Annotated in this window: 17 protein-coding genes and 1 tRNA gene; 5 read left to right on the top strand and 13 right to left on the bottom strand. The window is 60.9% G+C overall.

Annotation, left to right across the window (positions count from 1 at the left end):
- The first annotated feature begins 146 nt into the window (after positions 1 to 146).
- From accB to aat, 3 genes are read left to right on the top strand one after another with little or no spacing between them, the layout of a single operon-like run.
- Positions 147 to 641 carry an acetyl-CoA carboxylase biotin carboxyl carrier protein gene (gene accB, locus FHY55_RS07660; protein ID WP_140013622.1) on the top strand — a complete coding sequence of 165 codons (495 nt, stop codon included), beginning with the start codon at positions 147 to 149 and terminating at the stop codon, positions 639 to 641.
- 10 nt (positions 642 to 651) lie between these two features.
- Positions 652 to 2001: an acetyl-CoA carboxylase biotin carboxylase subunit gene (gene accC, locus FHY55_RS07655; protein ID WP_140013621.1), complete on the top strand. Its 1350-nt coding sequence runs from the start codon at positions 652 to 654 to the stop codon at positions 1999 to 2001.
- 37 nt (positions 2002 to 2038) lie between these two features.
- Positions 2039 to 2650, top strand: a complete 612-nt coding sequence (gene aat / locus FHY55_RS07650) for a leucyl/phenylalanyl-tRNA--protein transferase (RefSeq protein ID WP_371707720.1) — start codon at positions 2039 to 2041, stop codon at positions 2648 to 2650.
- On the opposite strand, the gene FHY55_RS07645 is transcribed toward aat, so the two are convergent.
- The 6 genes from FHY55_RS07645 to rlmB all read right to left on the bottom strand — a co-directional run bounded on the left by FHY55_RS07645 (position 2614) and on the right by rlmB (position 5917).
- Positions 2614 to 2967, bottom strand: a complete 354-nt coding sequence (locus FHY55_RS07645) for a DUF2155 domain-containing protein (protein WP_254695451.1) — start codon at positions 2965 to 2967, stop codon at positions 2614 to 2616. The genes aat and FHY55_RS07645 overlap by 37 nt on opposite strands.
- Positions 2968 to 2969: 2 nt before the next feature.
- Entirely contained in the window at positions 2970 to 3419 is a 450-nt protein-coding gene (gene mlaD / locus FHY55_RS07640) for an outer membrane lipid asymmetry maintenance protein MlaD (RefSeq protein ID WP_140013618.1), read from the bottom strand.
- A gap of 31 nt (positions 3420 to 3450) precedes the next feature.
- Entirely contained in the window at positions 3451 to 3834 is a 384-nt protein-coding gene (locus tag FHY55_RS07635; protein WP_140013617.1) for an NADH:ubiquinone oxidoreductase subunit NDUFA12, read from the bottom strand.
- Between the two features lie 52 nt (positions 3835 to 3886).
- Positions 3887 to 4354, bottom strand: coding sequence for a CoA-binding protein (locus FHY55_RS07630; protein ID WP_140013616.1), 468 nt, complete (start codon positions 4352 to 4354; stop codon positions 3887 to 3889).
- 218 nt (positions 4355 to 4572) lie between these two features.
- Positions 4573 to 5016, bottom strand: coding sequence for a YHS domain-containing (seleno)protein (locus FHY55_RS07625; RefSeq protein ID WP_140013615.1), 444 nt, complete (start codon positions 5014 to 5016; stop codon positions 4573 to 4575).
- Between the two features lie 76 nt (positions 5017 to 5092).
- Complete coding sequence (rlmB, locus tag FHY55_RS07620) at positions 5093 to 5917, bottom strand: 23S rRNA (guanosine(2251)-2'-O)-methyltransferase RlmB (protein ID WP_140016043.1); 825 nt, start codon at positions 5915 to 5917, stop codon at positions 5093 to 5095.
- A gap of 75 nt (positions 5918 to 5992) precedes the next feature.
- On the opposite strand from rlmB, the gene FHY55_RS20470 reads away from it, so the two are divergent.
- A tRNA-Tyr gene (locus FHY55_RS20470) sits at positions 5993 to 6076 on the top strand.
- Positions 6077 to 6136: 60 nt separating this feature from the next.
- Here FHY55_RS20470 and FHY55_RS07615 read toward each other — a convergent pair.
- The 7 genes from FHY55_RS07615 to FHY55_RS07585 all read right to left on the bottom strand — a co-directional run bounded on the left by FHY55_RS07615 (position 6137) and on the right by FHY55_RS07585 (position 14028).
- Positions 6137 to 7498: a polysaccharide biosynthesis/export family protein gene (locus FHY55_RS07615; RefSeq protein ID WP_210410545.1), complete on the bottom strand. Its 1362-nt coding sequence runs from the start codon at positions 7496 to 7498 to the stop codon at positions 6137 to 6139.
- A gap of 30 nt (positions 7499 to 7528) precedes the next feature.
- Positions 7529 to 8170 (bottom strand): YjbF family lipoprotein, encoded by a 642-nt coding sequence (locus tag FHY55_RS07610; protein ID WP_140013614.1) that lies wholly within the window; start codon positions 8168 to 8170, stop codon positions 7529 to 7531.
- Positions 8167 to 10296 carry a YjbH domain-containing protein gene (locus FHY55_RS07605; RefSeq protein WP_254695449.1) on the bottom strand — a complete coding sequence of 710 codons (2130 nt, stop codon included), beginning with the start codon at positions 10294 to 10296 and terminating at the stop codon, positions 8167 to 8169. Before FHY55_RS07605 ends, FHY55_RS07610 begins: the two co-directional genes overlap by 4 nt.
- Before the next feature lie 157 nt (positions 10297 to 10453).
- Positions 10454 to 11890: a mannose-1-phosphate guanylyltransferase/mannose-6-phosphate isomerase gene (locus tag FHY55_RS07600; RefSeq protein ID WP_140013613.1), complete on the bottom strand. Its 1437-nt coding sequence runs from the start codon at positions 11888 to 11890 to the stop codon at positions 10454 to 10456.
- Positions 11891 to 12005: 115 nt separating this feature from the next.
- Positions 12006 to 12644, bottom strand: a complete 639-nt coding sequence (locus tag FHY55_RS07595) for a sugar transferase (RefSeq protein ID WP_254695498.1) — start codon at positions 12642 to 12644, stop codon at positions 12006 to 12008.
- Between the two features lie 384 nt (positions 12645 to 13028).
- Positions 13029 to 13508 (bottom strand): hypothetical protein, encoded by a 480-nt coding sequence (locus tag FHY55_RS07590; RefSeq protein WP_140013612.1) that lies wholly within the window; start codon positions 13506 to 13508, stop codon positions 13029 to 13031.
- 235 nt (positions 13509 to 13743) lie between these two features.
- Positions 13744 to 14028 carry a hypothetical protein gene (locus tag FHY55_RS07585; RefSeq protein ID WP_140013611.1) on the bottom strand — a complete coding sequence of 95 codons (285 nt, stop codon included), beginning with the start codon at positions 14026 to 14028 and terminating at the stop codon, positions 13744 to 13746.
- 294 nt (positions 14029 to 14322) lie between these two features.
- Here FHY55_RS07585 and FHY55_RS07580 point away from each other — a divergent pair, with 294 nt between their 5' ends.
- Positions 14323 to 16440 carry a polysaccharide biosynthesis tyrosine autokinase gene (locus FHY55_RS07580; RefSeq protein ID WP_254695448.1) on the top strand — a complete coding sequence of 706 codons (2118 nt, stop codon included), beginning with the start codon at positions 14323 to 14325 and terminating at the stop codon, positions 16438 to 16440.
- The last annotated feature ends 61 nt before the right edge of the window (positions 16441 to 16501 follow it).

Below are 16501 nucleotides of genomic sequence, written 5' to 3'. Positions count from 1 at the left end.
AAATTTTTTATCAAACGGTAAATTTCTTACTTGTGAAATTCAGGGGGTTCAAAGCGCTTGCGCTTTCACTTACGTGGCATTGGGCGTATAACGCTGCCCATAATTTGTGCCCGGCACGAACCGGGGCAGGCGAGAAAGAGGACGGCATGAGTAAGACCCACGATGCAGACGTCGCCTTTATTCAGGCGCTGGCAGAATTGTTGCGATCCAATGATCTGACCGAGCTTCAGGTAAAGCGGGATTACGGGCAGGACGACAGCCTGAATGTGCGGGTAAGCCGCAAGATGGAGCAACAGGTGGTGCAAGTCGCCCCCTCCGCCGCTCCCGCTGTTGCCGCACCCGCGCCCGCTGCGGCCCCGGCGCCCGCCGCTGCTGCGGCAGGTGAGGCCGAAGATCCGGCACAGGCCCCCGGCGCGGTGACCTCGCCGATGGTGGGCACCGCCTACCTTCAGGCCGAGCCCGGCTCGCCCGCCTTCGTCAAGGTTGGCGACAAGGTTGAAGAAGGCCAGACGCTCCTCATCGTCGAGGCGATGAAGACAATGAACCAGATCCCAAGCCCCCGTGGTGGTACGGTCAAGCGCATCCTCGTCGAAGACGGTGCGCCGGTTGAGTTTGGTGCCCCCCTGATGATCGTCGAGTAAGGCGCTGGCAATGTTCGATAAGATCCTCATCGCAAACCGCGGCGAAATCGCCCTGCGTGTGGTGCGTGCCTGCCGCGAAATGGGCATCCCCTCGGTTGCCGTGCACTCCACCGCCGACAGCGACGCCATGCATGTGCGCATGGCCGATGAGGCAATCTGCATCGGCCCGCCCTCCTCGGCCCAAAGCTATCTGAGCTTTCCGGCGATCATCTCGGCCTGTGAAATTTCCGGCGCCAACGCGATCCACCCCGGCTATGGCTTCCTGTCGGAAAACGCCAACTTCGTGCAGATCGTCGAAGACCACGGCCTCACCTTCATCGGCCCCACCGCCGAGCATATCCGGGTGATGGGTGACAAGATCACCGCCAAGGACACGATGAAAAAGCTCGGCGTGCCCTGCGTGCCCGGCTCCGATGGCGGCGTGCCCGATTACGAGACGGCGCAGAAGGTGGCCGAAGAGATCGGCTATCCGGTCATCATCAAGGCCACCGCAGGCGGCGGCGGGCGCGGCATGAAGCTGGCGAAGTCCGCCAAAGAGCTTGAGAACGCCTTCCGCACCGCACGTTCCGAAGGCAAGAGCGCCTTTGGCAATGACGAGGTCTATATCGAGAAATATCTCGGCAAGCCCCGGCATATCGAGGTGCAGGTCTTTGGCGATGGCAAGGGCGGCGCTGTGCATCTCGGCGAGCGCGATTGCTCTTTGCAGCGGCGGCACCAGAAGGTGTTTGAAGAGGCCCCCGGCCCCGCCATCACCCCGGAACTGCGGGCGAAAATCGGCAAGACCTGCGCAGATGCAGTAGCGTCGATCAACTATGCCGGCGCCGGGACGATTGAGTTTCTTTATGAGGACGGCGAGTTTTTCTTCATCGAGATGAACACCCGTCTTCAGGTTGAGCATCCGGTGACAGAGCTGGTGTTCGGCCAGGATCTCGTGCGCGAGCAGATCCGCGTCGCCGCCGGGCTTCCGCTGTCGTTCAGCCAGGAAGACCTCAAGCTCAACGGCCATGCCATCGAGGTGCGGATCAACGCGGAGAAGTTGCCCAACTTCTCCCCCTGCCCCGGTCGGATCACTCAGTTTCACTCCCCCGGCGGGCTGGGCGTGCGGATGGATTCGGCGCTTTATGACGGCTATTCGATCCCGCCGTATTACGACAGCCTGATCGGCAAGCTGATCGTCCATGGCCGGGATCGCCCCGAGGCGCTGGCGCGGCTCAACCGGGCACTGGGTGAGCTGATCGTTGACGGGGTGGATACCACCGTTCCGCTGTTCCGCGCCCTGCTGGAAGAGGCAGACGTGCAGAGCGGTGATTATGATATCCACTGGCTCGAAGGCTGGCTCGAAACCAACCTGCAAGGCTGAGGCCTAGCGGGTGGAGCCGCTCACAACCGATCTTCTGATGCGGGCCTATCGAATGGGCCTGTTTCCCATGGCCGACGATGCCGATGCAGATGAGATCTACTGGGTCGAACCGCGCCTGAGGGGCATCTTCCCCTTGGAGAATTTCCACATTTCACGCTCCCTCGCGCGGCTGATCCGGCGCGAGGCTTTCACTATTACAACAAACGCCGATTTTGGCGGCGTCATGGATGCCTGCGCCGACCGGGAGACCACCTGGATCAACGCAGAGATCCACCGGCTCTACCGCACGCTCCATGCCGAGGGCCATGCGCACTCGCTGGAGGTGTGGGACGGTGAGGCCTTGGTGGGCGGGGTCTATGGGGTGGCGCTGGGGGGCTGCTTTTGCGGAGAGAGCATGTTCTCGCGTCGCCGGGACGCCTCCAAAGTGGCGCTGGCCTACCTTGTCGATCACCTGCGCCGTTGCGGGTTTACCCTCTTTGACACGCAGTTCATCACACCCCACCTCGCCAGCCTCGGCGCGATCGAGATATCACGCGAAGACTATCGCAAACGCTTGGCCAAGGCGCGAAAACTCGACTGCGATTTCAGGAGCTTGACCGAGGTTCCGAGCGGTCACTCGGTGGTGCAGCGCAACACCCAGATATCATAGCGCTGGTGATCCATCGCATTGAGCGCGGGCGCCGAGGCAAGCATCCAGCCGGCAAATATCGGCGCTTCGGCGCTGTCATCTTCGATCACGAGGTAGGCCGTGGCCCGCGCCGGTGTTCCTTCGGGGTAGCGACAATCCGACAGCGTCACCTGAAGCGGCCCATAGCGCACCGTGCCACCCTTGCCCACTTCCAGATCGGAGGTGACGCTGGAGAGCTTATCCAACCCGCGCAAAACGGCGCCCTGCCCCTCCAGCACCGCCTGCCCAGAGGCCGACGTGGCAAAAAGCACCGTGGCGCCAAGGGCTTTCAGGGCCATCTTCATTCGTCAGATCCTGAAACGAACTTGGTCAGCAAGCCGATCAGGCTGATTGCGCCTTGGGTGTCGAGGATTTCGCCGCCCGCTTCGAGGTTGAAGGGCGAACCGCCGGGGATGATCTCGATGAAATTCCCGCCAAGCAGCCCTTCCGACGAAATCGCAGCAGAGCTGTCTTCAGGCAGTTCGATGCCATCGGAAATTGCGAAGGTCGCCTCGGCCCGAAAGCTCTGGGCGTTCAGCTCAAGTCCGCGCACCGAGCCGATCTTCACCCCCGCGAGTCGCACATCGGTGCCTACCGAAATGCCCTCGGCAGAGCGGAAGCTGGCCTGCAAAGGATAGCTGGCCCCCGAGGGGCCGCCCGCATCCGTCAGCCCTGCGGCATACCACAGGAACCCTGCAGCCGCGGCCAAAACGCAGGCCCCCACAATCGCTTCGGTGGTGTTTTCCGACATTGCCCCTCCGGCCGCCGCCCGGTTTCGCCCCTTACTCGGGGCTCCAGGCCTCATAATCTTGCCGCTTGGCCGGCTGGGCGCGGCGGATGGAGCCCGAAGGCGCATAGGCCAGCGGCGTGCCGGTCATGTTCTCGAGGTGCGGCTTCTCCCACGCTTTGTGGGGCAGCGGGCGGTCTGTCGGCGGTTCCTTGAAGGTCTTGTGCAGCCAGCCATGCCAATCGGGGCTGATCCGCGACGCCTCCACTTCACCATTGAAGATCACCCAGCGCTTGCTGTCGTCGGCATTGCGATAAAACACGTTACCGGCGTCATCCTCGCCCACGCGGGTGCCCTTGCGCCACGTAAACAGCTGAGTGCCAAGCGTGGAGCCGTTCCACCATGTGACGGCACGCAGAAGAGTGTTCAGTATACCCATTGGCTCGGCTCCTTTTGGTCTCGCCTGATATGCCTGAGCGCGGCGGAAAGGTCTAGAGTTTCGAAGAAATCACCCCGGTGTTGAACCCGCCCATGCGCAACTCGCCAAAGAGCCGCTGATACTCCATCTTCGGGCAGAGGTTCTGAATCACTGTCACACCCCGGGCCTCGGCCATCGCGGCAGCTTCGGCATTTTCAACGCCAATCTGCATCCAGACGGTTTTCAGATCAGGGAAGGCGGCCAAAGCCTCTTCCACGATGGGCGGCACATGCTCGGAGCGGCGAAAAATATCAACCATATCGACAGGCGCATCAATCGAGCTGAGGTCTGGCATGATGGTTTCGCCGAACAGCACCTTGCCCGCGTGGCCCGGGTTGACCGGAATCACCCGGTATCCCTTGAGCGAAAGATAGCGGGCCACGTAGTAGCTGGGGCGCACCTCGTTCATGGACACGCCAACGCAGGCGATCACCTTGGTTTCGGTGAGGATGCGGCGAAGCAGACTGTCAGCGTAGCTCATCGGCGGGCCCTGCAAGAGAAAAAAGCGCCCGAACCAAAAGGCCCGAGCGCAAGTCGCGGAACGAGGGACAGTGAAGTGAAACGCTGGTGTTCCGAACCAACGCTCCTGTTCATCGAGGTAGTCACGAGAACGATCTTTCCAAGAGCATGTAATGTACCTGTGAACGCGAGGTTAACGGCCGCGAGGTGATCCTGACGCGCTGCCGGGCAGGTTCAACCCTATTTTTTCAACGGTTTGGGCCAGTTGGCATCTGCCGCCGAGATATGGCCCGGGATATCCCGCTCCCATATGCCACGCACGGATTTGGAGTAGTTCAGGTAGAGCTTGCCTTCATGAACCGTAAAGGCCGATGGGTCTGTTGGGGCAACATAGCCTTGCGAGGCTGCATAGGCGCAATAGCCTCCATATTGCGGCGCATACCGCTGCGGCTCCCGCTCGAAAGCATCCCGATTCGCCGCGTTCGCAAAGCGCCAGGTTGCGCCCATCCACATGAGCTGATGCGCCGCCGTTCCCTCCACGGGCTTGCCCTCTTTGAAGTAGGCAACCGGGTCGTATCCCTGAATCGCAAGCGATGAGGTGGCAAAAATCGGCGGCTCTTCAGCAAGCGCAGGCATGGCGAGGCAGGCAAGAGCCGAGGCGAGCAACAGGCGGCGGGTGAGCATGGGCATCCTCCTTGGTGTGCTCAGAGGATGGGGCCGCACCCTCCACCTTGGCCAGCCCCTTCGCGCAAAGGTGATATCATGAAAACTTTCGCGCTGCGGCATAGAGAGACACCGCTGCAGCGTTGGAAACATTGAGCGAGCCGAACTCACCAGCAAAGGGAATCTTCACAAGCTGGTCGCAAGTATCGCGCGTGCGCTCGCGCAGGCCCGGCCCCTCAGCCCCCAAAACCAGCGCAACGGCCTGCCCTTCTGGCAGCGTCCCAAGGGCAGGCTCCAGCTCACTGTCGGCCTCGCCCGCAAGCCCAAGAATGGTGAATCCAGCAGCACGCAGTTCTTCCATCGTGTCGGCAAGGTTGCGCACCCGCAGGTAGGGCTGCCGCTCAAGCGCGCCGGAGGCCGTCTTGGCGAGGGCCCCGGTTTCGGGGGCCGAATGGCGCGCCGTTGCCACCACCGCACGCGCCCCGAACACCTCGGCGGATCTGAGGATGGCACCAACATTATGCGGGTCAGTCACCCTATCAAGCAGCACCACAAGCGGGCGGCCCGGCCCGGCAATGCACCGGCTCTCCACGCTGCCCCAATCCAGAGGCTTCACCTCAAGCGCGGCGCCCTGATGCACCGATCCCGGATCGAGCGGCACCGGAAACCGGCGCGGATCGGCGAGTTCGGGCTCCAGTCCCGCATCCTGCCAGCAGGCCTCTCCCAGCCGGTCGGCGGCATTGCGCGTCAGCACCAGCCGCAGCTTTTCGCGTGCCGGATTCGCGAGTGCATCGCGCACGGCATGCAGCCCGAAGAGCCACAAGGTCTCCGCCGCGCTTGCTCGCTTTGCGCGCTCTTTATCGACCACCCACGTCGGTTTTTTTGCCACGTCCACACCTCTCCTGATGTCGCGCCCCTGCATGGGGATGCTACGGGCAAATCGCAAGGTTTTTCGCCTTGACGCCCCGGGGCGGGCTTTGTATTCCGCTCCAGCGTTGGGCGACGAGCTGCAAGGTGCGGCAGCGGACTGTAACTCCGCCGGGGAGACCCATGCCTGGTTCGATTCCAGGGTCGCCCACCACTCCCCTACTTCGGAGATGATGAACCTGGGTTTGCTGGTGGCAGCCCTCGCGCCCGTGGCTCAGTTGGCCACGGCCTGCGCACCCGTTGTGATAAGAGACGGCGTGATCTGGCGCACAACACGGTTCCAGCGCGTAACCGGCTGCTCGGCAACGAAGATCACGTCATCAGGGCGCAACTGGAACTTGGCGGCAAGCGTGAAGTTGGCCGCATTGCGCGCGTCGAGATGCCAAGCTGTCACCGCACCAAACTCGCGCGGGTCCGCCGATGCCCGCAGCACGTAGATTTCTTTCACATTTCCGGTGTCGGTTGGGATGCCCCCGCCGCCTTCAAAGAGGGCATCAGCCAAGCTGGCCTGCTGCTCAAACGGCAGCGGGAACCGCGCCTGTTTGGCGACTTCGCCGGTGATGTACACGTAGTCTCGGTCAACCGCGCCCAACTCGGTGCGGGTCAGATAGTTCTGCCGCGCTTCGTTTAGCGCATCCCGGCGGATCGAGATTTCGGTGGAAAGCTCGCTCAGTGCGTCACGGCGCTGCTGGCTGCGGAAGCCGGCAAGGGTGATCTGCTGTTCAAAGTAAGCCTGCGCCCTGTCGAGCTCGAACTCGGTATCGACAAACACCGAATCTCCGTCGATCAGACGGATGCGCTTCAGGCCGGAGCGGGCGTAAAATTCACGCAGCGGAATCTGGTACAGCGTGCCGTCGCGGTAAATACGGATCGACGCGTAGTCATCGTCCTTGGCCGTCACACCGCCAGCGGCAGCAAGCACCTGATCAAGGTAGAGCGGTGTCAGCGTTACCGGAGCGACAGCCGGGTTTGCCACCGCACCGCCAACCGACACCTTCTGAGAATTGAATTCGGCGATCTCAAGCGAGAATGTCGGGTCGATCTGGGTTTCAACCAACCGTTGGAACATAGCCGCCTCGGCCTCTTCCACCGTCATACCGGCAATCCGCACGCGGCCGACGTTGGGCACGTTGATCGAGCCGTCATCCTGCACCGTATAGCCTTGGCGAGAGTTCTGCGCCGCCAGAAGGCCAGAGAGCTCTTCAACCGTTCCGCCCACTTGTGGTGTTGCCAGAAGCAACACATCGCCCACGCCGATGGTGTAGGGGCCGGGCTGTGCCGGTGGCGGCAGGCGGGTTTGCAGGCTTCCGGGCCGCGTTGTGGGCTCCACCACCGCATCCGGCACGGCTCCACCGCCACGCAGCCCACCGCCCGTTCCGGCGTTGGCCGAGAAGATGGCGGGCAGGGTTTTGGGCCGGTAGGCCCCGCGATTGGCGAGAAGCGTCGTCTCCGCGTTGACCGGCACAACCCGCACGCGCGTGCCATCGCTCGCGCCGCTCCGCACCTTCGGGCTTTGGTAGGCTGCACCACATGCGGCAAGGCTGGCCACAAGGCAGATCAGTGCCAGTTTTTGCATTGTTCTTGGTCCCTCGACTTCTCTCAACGCTTACTCCATCACCACGCGCATCACCAGCGGACCGGTGAAATCGCCCGCCCATTGGCGCGATTGCACCATTCGGCCAGACCCGGCGGCAAGCCAGTAGAGGTTGGTATAATCCTGATCCAGGCTTTTACAGGCTTCTTCGAACAGGGTGGTGTCCACACTGCGCAGCTGGCTGTCACGCGTGCCAACCTGAATCTGGCGCGCCCCTCGGCTGGATACAACGCAGACATAACCACGCGTCACAGCCTCATTCTCGCCATTCAAAAAGGTATGAAACCGCTCCGTCACGCCAGCGCGCCTGCCGAAAACGGCGGCCATGCTATCGTCCACATTGGAGCCGGTCATATCACCGCCAAAGCCCGCCGTTCCAACGAGAAACCCACGCCGCAGCTTTAGCGAAACCCCATCCGTACTGACATAGCTTTCCACCCCGTTACGGCTGACTTCGCGGAGCACAATCGTTGAGCTCTCGTCTTTCTCAACGGCCACCTGAATCGCCGGGGTGCCCGCCTCGAGCAATTGGGCAAAACGAGCCGTCGACGCGGTGCGAAGCTGGTTGGGCGAGGGAGGGCTGTCACTCCCAACGCCGAGCCCGCCACAGGCGGCCAGAACAAGCGTTGAAAGCAGGGCAAGCGAAGGCTTCATCGCAGGTACTTCCCCCAACTGTCGGCAATCTCACGCCCGCGGTAGGGTTCAACAACGCCGTAAAGACGGTTGCGGACCGAAAGCCGCGCGCCGCCATCCCGCACGATCGGGCGAATGGTCTGGCCGATGCTGCTGCGATTGGGCTGGCCGAGGATCCACGACATCGGCACCTCGACGAATAGGCCTTTGTCAAACGACCCTTCACCGAAATCATCGTAGGAAACGTCAGTAAAGGTGGCGAAGGCACCGACCTTGAAGCCATTCTTGAAACGGCGATCAATCGTTATCGTTGCGCCCCAATCACCTGCAAGGTAGCGCCCAACATCGAGCTGACCGTGAAAGCCGCGCCCCAAATCGTAATAGGCCGAAACGTGGCCTGTCACGACGTCATAATCCTGAAAGCCGAACAGCTGATCAAAGTCGCGTTGCACCGCGTAGTTCAGCTCGGCCCCAAGGGCGAGGCGGCTGTTGAGCGGATACCAGAGCAACTCGGCAGAGACGCCGCCAAACATCGGCTCAAGGTAGCCAAAGGTCAGCCGCCCGAACATGTCTTCGCGCGGGCGAAAGAAATACTCCGCGGTCAGATGAGAAATCTGAAGGTCAGACTGCTGTGCATAAAGCACCGTGTCAGAGCGCACATGCGGCAGCACACTGTCGGACTTGCGGGTTGCATCGTCGATGGTGCTGGTGAACGGCTTGCGCAGCTGACCAGAGAAGATCAGCCCCGGGCGCGGCTCCCACGCGGCGTTGAGCTGGATCCCGAGCTCATAACGCAGCGGCTCGTCAGGATCGAAAAGCGAAAACGCCGTGTAAGGCGAAATTCCCCAAGAAAAGCGCGGATAGGTTCCCGCCACCCCTGCCGGCTTTCCGACGCCGAATGCATCGGAAATATCAGCCCGCGCAAGACTGTGCCATTCGCCCTCAAGGTGGTTCTCCAGCTCTTCCAGATCGGTTCTGTTCACGGCAACAGTGGTTTGCGCCATGCCGCCTTCCACAAAGGTCACCTCAAAGCGTTCGATGCCGGGGGCAAGCGTGTTGGCCATGACCCGGGCCGTGCGCCCGGCGGCCTGCGCAGTGGCATCAAAGCGTTGGTTCTCAATCTGCACCTTCGCCGCGCCACCCTCCAGCCGATAGCCCACAAGCCGCAGGCCCTGCTCCGACAGGCGGGCCTGCAACGTGTCACGCGACGAGGCGACCCGCTTGGCCGGATCTGCAAGGTTCCAGCTCTGCGCAGCCACGCTGGAGCGAGGCAAAAGCGCTGGCGGCGCGGTCTCCTGCCCCCCCGGCGCGCGTGGGTTGGCGGGGTCGATCACATAGGAGAAGCGGAAACCAACTTCGTTGCCGTAGAGATAGTAGGCCCCGAAATCGAGGCCATTGCGGAACTTGTAGCTGACCCCGAAGTTGTAGGGCGACGACTGCGGATCAATGGAGATGCGGCTCTCGCGCCTGTAAGTGTCGCTGGAGTACTCGGCAACAAATGTCAGCCTGTCGGTGGCGTGCCATTTGATCCCGCCGAACAGGGCAGCGTCCCCCCGAAACCACTGGTCAAAGCCAAACTCCCCGGTCCGCGTGTCGCGATTGGGGCGGGTCTCAAAGCGATCGTCCAGCACGCCCAAAGGGTTCGCGAATCCGCCACGGCCTGCAAACCGGCCCCACCCCAAGCCGCCCGTGAACTGAAGCCTCGGCGTTACATACTTGCTGGCAACGATATACTCGCCACTGTAAATGCCTGTTCCGCCAAAGTCGCGGAGGCCGAGCGCGATGGCGGGCCACACATCACTCTCCTCGCGCAGGAGGAAATGCAAATCGAAGCTGCGATCGTAGAACAAAGTGTTTCGATTGAATACATATCCCTGCGCCGAGTATCGAAATGCACCTGTGATACGAGGAGTTATCTGAAAGGCGACCGTATTGCGCCAGATCGGCCCGTAGTTGGCGGTTGTCAGGGCAAGGTTTCCGTCGCCCAGGGCGCCGGCCGTTGGCATATCCACCAGACCGGGCGTACCAAAGAACGAGAGTTGCTCCGCTTTGGCCTGCGCTGTGGAGAGGGCAGAAAGCAAAGCGGCCACGCCTAAAATTCTAGTCGTAGCTCGCACCCACATCTCCGGTAACTTCACCCCAATCATCCCGTGCCACCTCTCCGGCGGCCTGCGCAGATAGAGGCGCGTGGCCAATGTCCGAGCGCGTCTCTTTTGCCGCAAATACCGTGGCTCTGCCACCTCTTTTACGGATGCCTCTGCGCAGAAAGCCCGACAGGCGTGATCCCGCCGACAGGGCGGCAAATCACCCTTTCGCCCCCTGCCCCCGCGCGTAAACGTCCTCGTAACGCACGATGTCATCTTCTCCAACATAGGTGCCCGTCTGCACCTCGATCAGCACCATCGGCACCTTTCCCGGGTTCTCCATCCGGTGCTTCGAGCCGAGCGGGATATAAACAGACTCGTTTTCAGTCACCAGCTTCACATCGTCATCAATCGTCACCTTCGCGGTGCCTTCGACAACGATCCAATGCTCGGAGCGGTGGAAGTGGCTTTGCAGCGACAGCGATGCACCGGGGTGGACCAGAATACGCTTCACCTGAAAGCGATCCCCAACAACAAGGCTCTCAAACCACCCCCACGGGCGGTGATCTTTCGGGAAGGTTGTCGCCTGCGGTGCCTGCTTCTTTTTCAGCGCCGTCACGGCCAACTTTACATCTTGCGCACGCGAGGTGTCTGCCACCAGCACGGCATCGTTCATGGCGATGGCCATCACGTTTTTCAGGCCAATCCCCACCAGCTCCAGCCGGTCGCTATCAGAGCGGAGCAATGTATCATCACAGTCGATTGCTGTCGCGCTGCCGCGCGCAACCACACCGCGCTCGTCAGGTTCGGTTTCACGCCAGACGGCATCCCAGCCCCCAAGGTCAGACCAGGCCCCATCGAAAGGAACAACCGAAAGGTTGTCGGCGCGCTCCATGACGGCGTAGTCGATAGAGATATCCTCCACCGCGGCCCAGGAGTCCGGATCAAGCCGTAGAAAACCAAGGTCAGGCTGAGCCCGCTCAACTGAGGCCCGAACCGGCGCAAGCAGCGTTGGGGCATGCGCCTCGAAGGCCTTCACCATATCTGCGGCACGGAACAGGAAAATACCCGCATTCCACAGGAAGTTGCCTGCCGCCAACAGCTCGGCCGCACGCGCCGCATCGGGCTTTTCAACGAACTGCTTCAGCACAATCGGGGCCGGCTCAGCCTGAGGCGGCGCAGCCAATTCCAGATATCCATAAGCCGTTTCGGCATGGGTGGGCTTGATGCCGAGCGTTACAAGGCGCCCTTCAGCCACCGCGGGCAACCCGGCCTGCACCGTGGCCACAAAACTTTCGGTATCAGGGATGAGATGGTCGGAGGGCGCGACCAGCAGCACCGCGTCCGGATCATCGGCCGTCGCACGGAGCGCCGCGGCAAGAACCGCAGGTGCCGTGTTGCGCGGCTCCGGTTCAATCATGACAGCACCGGGCTCTATCCCGGCTTGAAAAAGCTGCTCCGTCACGATGAAACGAAAGTCAGACCCGGTCAGCACGATGGGCACTGTAAACTCGGGCCCGCTCAACCGCCGCGCAGACCGCTGAAACAGCGTCTCCCCGTCGATGATCGCAGAGAACTGCTTGGGATAAGACTTGCGCGACAGCGGCCAAAGCCGGGTTCCAGAGCCTCCGCAGAGGATGACCGGGGTAATCTTCACTTCAGACCTCCTAGGCACATGTCGGTTTTAGGCCCGAAGAGGGCCGTTTCAAAAAGTCGGGCGTCCGACGGATAGGGGAAACACTCGCGCGAGTTGCCGAGATTCCAGCTTCGCCTTACTTGCCGGTAGGTGCGAAGACGACGCCAACGGTTTTGAAAATCAGGGCAACATCGGTGGGTAGGTTCATGCTGTGAGCATAAGACGCGTCCATCCGTACCCGCTCGGCGTAGCTAATGTCGTTTCTCCCTGACACCTGCCACGGGCCAGTTATCCCAGGGCGGACCGAGAGGTACTCACGGCGATGCTCTCCATAACGCGCAAGTTCTGAGGCCACGATCGGTCGCGGACCGACAAAGCTCATGTCACCCACGAGCACGTTCCAGAGTTGGGGAAGTTCATCGAGGCTGGTTTTTCGGATGAAATGGCCCAACCGAGTAATTCGCGGGTCATTGTCGAGTTTGAAGTCACGCTCCCACTCCGCAGCAGCTTCGGGGTTGGAAGCGAGGTGTTCTGCGAGACGCTCCTTGGCATTCGGCACCATCGAACGAATTTTCCAGCAATTGAACGGCTGCCCGTTCCGCCCCACGCGCTCATGGCCAAAAAGGCCCGGAGCACCATCGCGGCGGGTAATTGCACAGAGAACAAGAATAACTGGCAAGACGAGCGGCAGCAGCACCAGCGCTAACGAAAAATCGAATACACGCTTGCCATGCCGCATGTAGCTTAGCCCGTGGCGCTCATCTGCGGTCACCATATCCGCAGGCAGGTCCACAGGCTCGGCACCCGTCATTTTGACGTACTTCACTTTTTAATTCCCCCGGTGGTGGCATTCTCGTCGGTCTGTTTGGAGACTAGGCCCCACAGGCCACGAGGGCCTCTACTTTCGCTGCACTACAGTATCGAGCGGAGGCATAATCCAAGGATGCGGCAAAATCTACGACATTTTGGTGAAATTTGAGGCGACAGGCGAAAGATCGACTTCAATCTGAGCGAAAAACCCCGCCGAAACCAGCGGGAATGGGCCGATAGATGCTGCAACGCAGAGATTGCCGCCCAACTCAAAGTGAGGTACGGCAGCGACACTGAAAGGAGTAGCCCCCCCGTTCCGATAGCCACTCCTTAACCGCTTTACCGGTATTCAACGATTTCCGGATGCGAGCGTTGGGCAGGCCGGAACACCAAGCCGAATCAGATTCTGGCCGCTCATTCGGTAAAGGCCAGACGTTCTTGTTCGGCCCTCGGCGAGATACCAGTTTGCAATCGGCTCCGGATAATGACTGGCAATGACACGAGAGACATAGTCGAATTGCGCCGGCGACATGCGCCCAACAGCCATCGCCGGGCCATGAAACCCAAAGGTCGTCTTGGGAGATACGCAAACATCCTCGACACCAAGGTACATGGTGCAGGTCGAAAAGCAGACCTTGCCGCGAATCTCAACGCGCCGCTTCTCTGCCTTCAGTTCCTTAATCTCCGCCAGCCGGACGCGAATAAAACCGCCCCTGTCACTCCCGACGATAACAGCAACCGCGCTCTGCGCCTGCGCGGAACTGGGAGCCAGCGTTGATATGCCGGCACATAACGTCAGCGCGATTGCCCCCGTCTGACGTTTAAACATACGAAAAGCACTCCGGAAACCGGAGAGAATTGACCATTCCATGGCGATACACCCTTTTCCTCGCCGCCAGACAAACGCGAATGCGCAGACCAGCGGCCACCCTTTGCAGGGAGGATAAGAGCGTATGCAGATTAATTTCGGGTTTAGGACCGTCGAACATCATCCAAAAAATGATGAAAATTCAACGCGTTTTTAACGATACCGGGCAGCTCCCTGAGCTGCCCGGTGGTCTGGATCAGTTGGTCCCGGTCGTTCCGGTGGTGCCGGTCGTACCCGTGGTGCCGGTCGTGCCGCCACCACCGCCACCGCCAAGTCCGCCGAGGAGGAGCAAGCCGAGAGGTAGAGCAGCGAGTGGGCCTGCGTTGGTCGCAGAGCTCGGAATGCCCAGCTCTTCGGGCTTGCATTCGTCGAGTTCACGATTCGCCGGTTCGTCGCAGTCGATGACTTCAACGGTCTGGGCGAAGGCCGGGGCCGTTACGGCGGCAATAGCCGCAGCGGCGATGAGTGTGCGTACTGACATAACTGGTTCCTTCCGTTGCTGAGGCCTCCCTAACATGCCTCGCTGCAAAGCAGAATAGGGACTTCACATTCAACACGCAAAAATTGGCGGAAGCTTGCGCATGTGCGCACTTCTTGAGCGCAGCCGCCGCCTAAGCCTCGACAATAGCCTGCTGTTGTCGCATGGAGCGCGCATCCTTGGGGTCAGCGTCGGATCGCCGGTGCAATTGCACAGAGCATTGGCATATGCTCCAATTATCGTCTGGGTATGGGTAACTGAATGCAACAAATGACAAGTATTTCTGGTAGCGGAACTGTGCAGGACGCTCAGTCCGCCGTTCACGGCGATGGTGACGATGTCATCGACCTCGGAGCACTGCTGGGCACGCTCTGGCGCGGAAAGTGGATCATCGCGGTTATCGCGATGCTCGCAACCGTTATCGGCGGCTACTACGCTTATGGAATCGCCACGCCGAGGTACACGGCAACGTCCGTTGTAATCCTGGAAACTCAGGAACGCTCGGTCGTGGATATCGAGAGTGTCATGGGGGGCCTCTCGTCAGACTCGCAAATCGTGAACTCGGAAGCTGAAGTTCTCAAATCGCGGGGCCTGATCGGCAAAGTCGTCGATCGGCTCGATCTGACGGCGGATCCAGAATTCAACTCCGCCCTGCGCGATCCAAGCGCACTGTCAGAGCTGAAGTCCTCGATCAAAAGCACCCTTCTTGGCGCGCCCTCCGAACAAGTCGTCCCCGAGGACGTAACGATGGTGCGCCAACGGAACAATTCCATCGACTCTGTTCTCGAGAACATGACAGTCGCTGCCGTTCCCAACAGCCTCGTTTTCAACATCCGTGTAACATCGCTGGAGCCGGAGAAAGCCGCGCTGATCGCCGATACGATCGCCGAGCTCTACATTCTCAACCAGCTTGAAGTGAAGTTTGAAGCGACACAGGAGGCCACGAGTTGGCTGACCGAACAGGTTGGCGAATTGCGGGTTGAACTGGAATCGGGCGAAAGCCGTCTTGCCGAACTCAGCGCCGACAATGAGCTCGTCTCGGTTGAGGCGCTTCAGGCGCTGGAACGGCAGCTGAAAGAGATCCGTGATCGGGTCACCCAGACAGCCGACAACCTGGAAACGCAAAAGGCCCGCCTAGCGGTTTTTGAAGCAGCGAGCACGCGCGAAGAACAGGCAGCGGCGGCCAATGACATGCAGCTGACCAGAATGCTGCCCCGCGCTCAAAACGAGCCAGCCATGGCCACGGCCTTCGACACCCGTTTCACGCAGCTGGCAGAGCGCGCAAGGCTCGATGTGGCACGCACCAGCCAGCAGCTTGAGGGCCTGCGGACATCCGAAAGCGACCTGCGCGCACGAATCGACCAGCAGGGCGACGATCTAGTCGAGCTTCAACAATTGCAGCGTGAGGTCGAAGCCAGCCGCGCGCTTTATGAATACTTCCTGGGCCGGCTCAAGGAGACCTCTGCGCAGCAGGGCATTCAGCAAGCCGATAGCCGCGTTCTCTCAAACGCCGTCATCCCGATCAACGCATCCGAACCCCGGCGCTCGCTCATTCTGGCGATGTCCGGGATGCTTGGCCTGATGATCGGCGCCGGGCTGGTGCTGTTGAAAGAGGCGCGCAACAGCAGCTTCCGCACCTCCGACGAGTTGGAAGCCGCAACCGGGATCAGCGTGATTGGTCAGATCCCCCGCATCCCGGCCCGTAACCGCCGCAAGACGATCCAGTATCTGCGCGACAAGCCCACCTCCAACACCGCAGAGGCCTATCGGAACCTGCGCACCTCGCTGATGTTGTCCAATGTAGACAACCCGCCAAAGGTCATTGTCTCTACCTCGGCCCTGCCCGGCGAAGGCAAAACAACCAACTCCATCGCCATTGCCCAAAACCTCATCGGCATGGGCAAGAAGGTGCTGCTGATGGAGGGCGACATTCGCCGCCGCACGCTTTCGCAATATTTCGACGATCTGCCCAAACGCGGCCTTGTCTCCGTGCTGAGCGGCGACTCGTCGCTTGATGATGTCATCACCCAGACCGAAGCCTCTGGCATTGATCTGCTCGCGGGCGAACAGACCAGCGCCAATGCGGCGGACCTGTTCACCTCCGACAAGTTCCGTGACCTGATCACCGATCTGCGTGGCAAGTATGATGCGATCATCCTCGACACCCCGCCGGTTCTGATCGTGCCTGACGCCCGGATCATCGCCATGCAGGCCGATGCGGTGCTCTTCACGGTGAAGTGGGACGCCACATCCCAAGCGCAGGTGAAAGAAGGGCTGAAGCTGTTCCGCCAGTCAGACCAAAAGGTTACCGGCCTCGTGCTCTCGCAGATCAACCCCAAGGGCATGAAGCGCTACGGCTACGGCGGCAAATACGGTGCCTATTCCGCCTATGGATCTGGCTACTACAACAACTAAAGCAAACCGCCGCCGGCCAGACAGAAAACGGGGCAGAGCGCCACAAGCGCCCTGCCCCGCG

The sequence above is a fragment of the Oceanicola sp. D3 genome, assembly GCF_006351965.1.
Taxonomy (GTDB): domain Bacteria; phylum Pseudomonadota; class Alphaproteobacteria; order Rhodobacterales; family Rhodobacteraceae; genus Vannielia.
The sequence above is the reverse complement of the archived record's forward strand: the minus strand, read 5'-3'. Positions and strand labels throughout refer to the sequence as shown.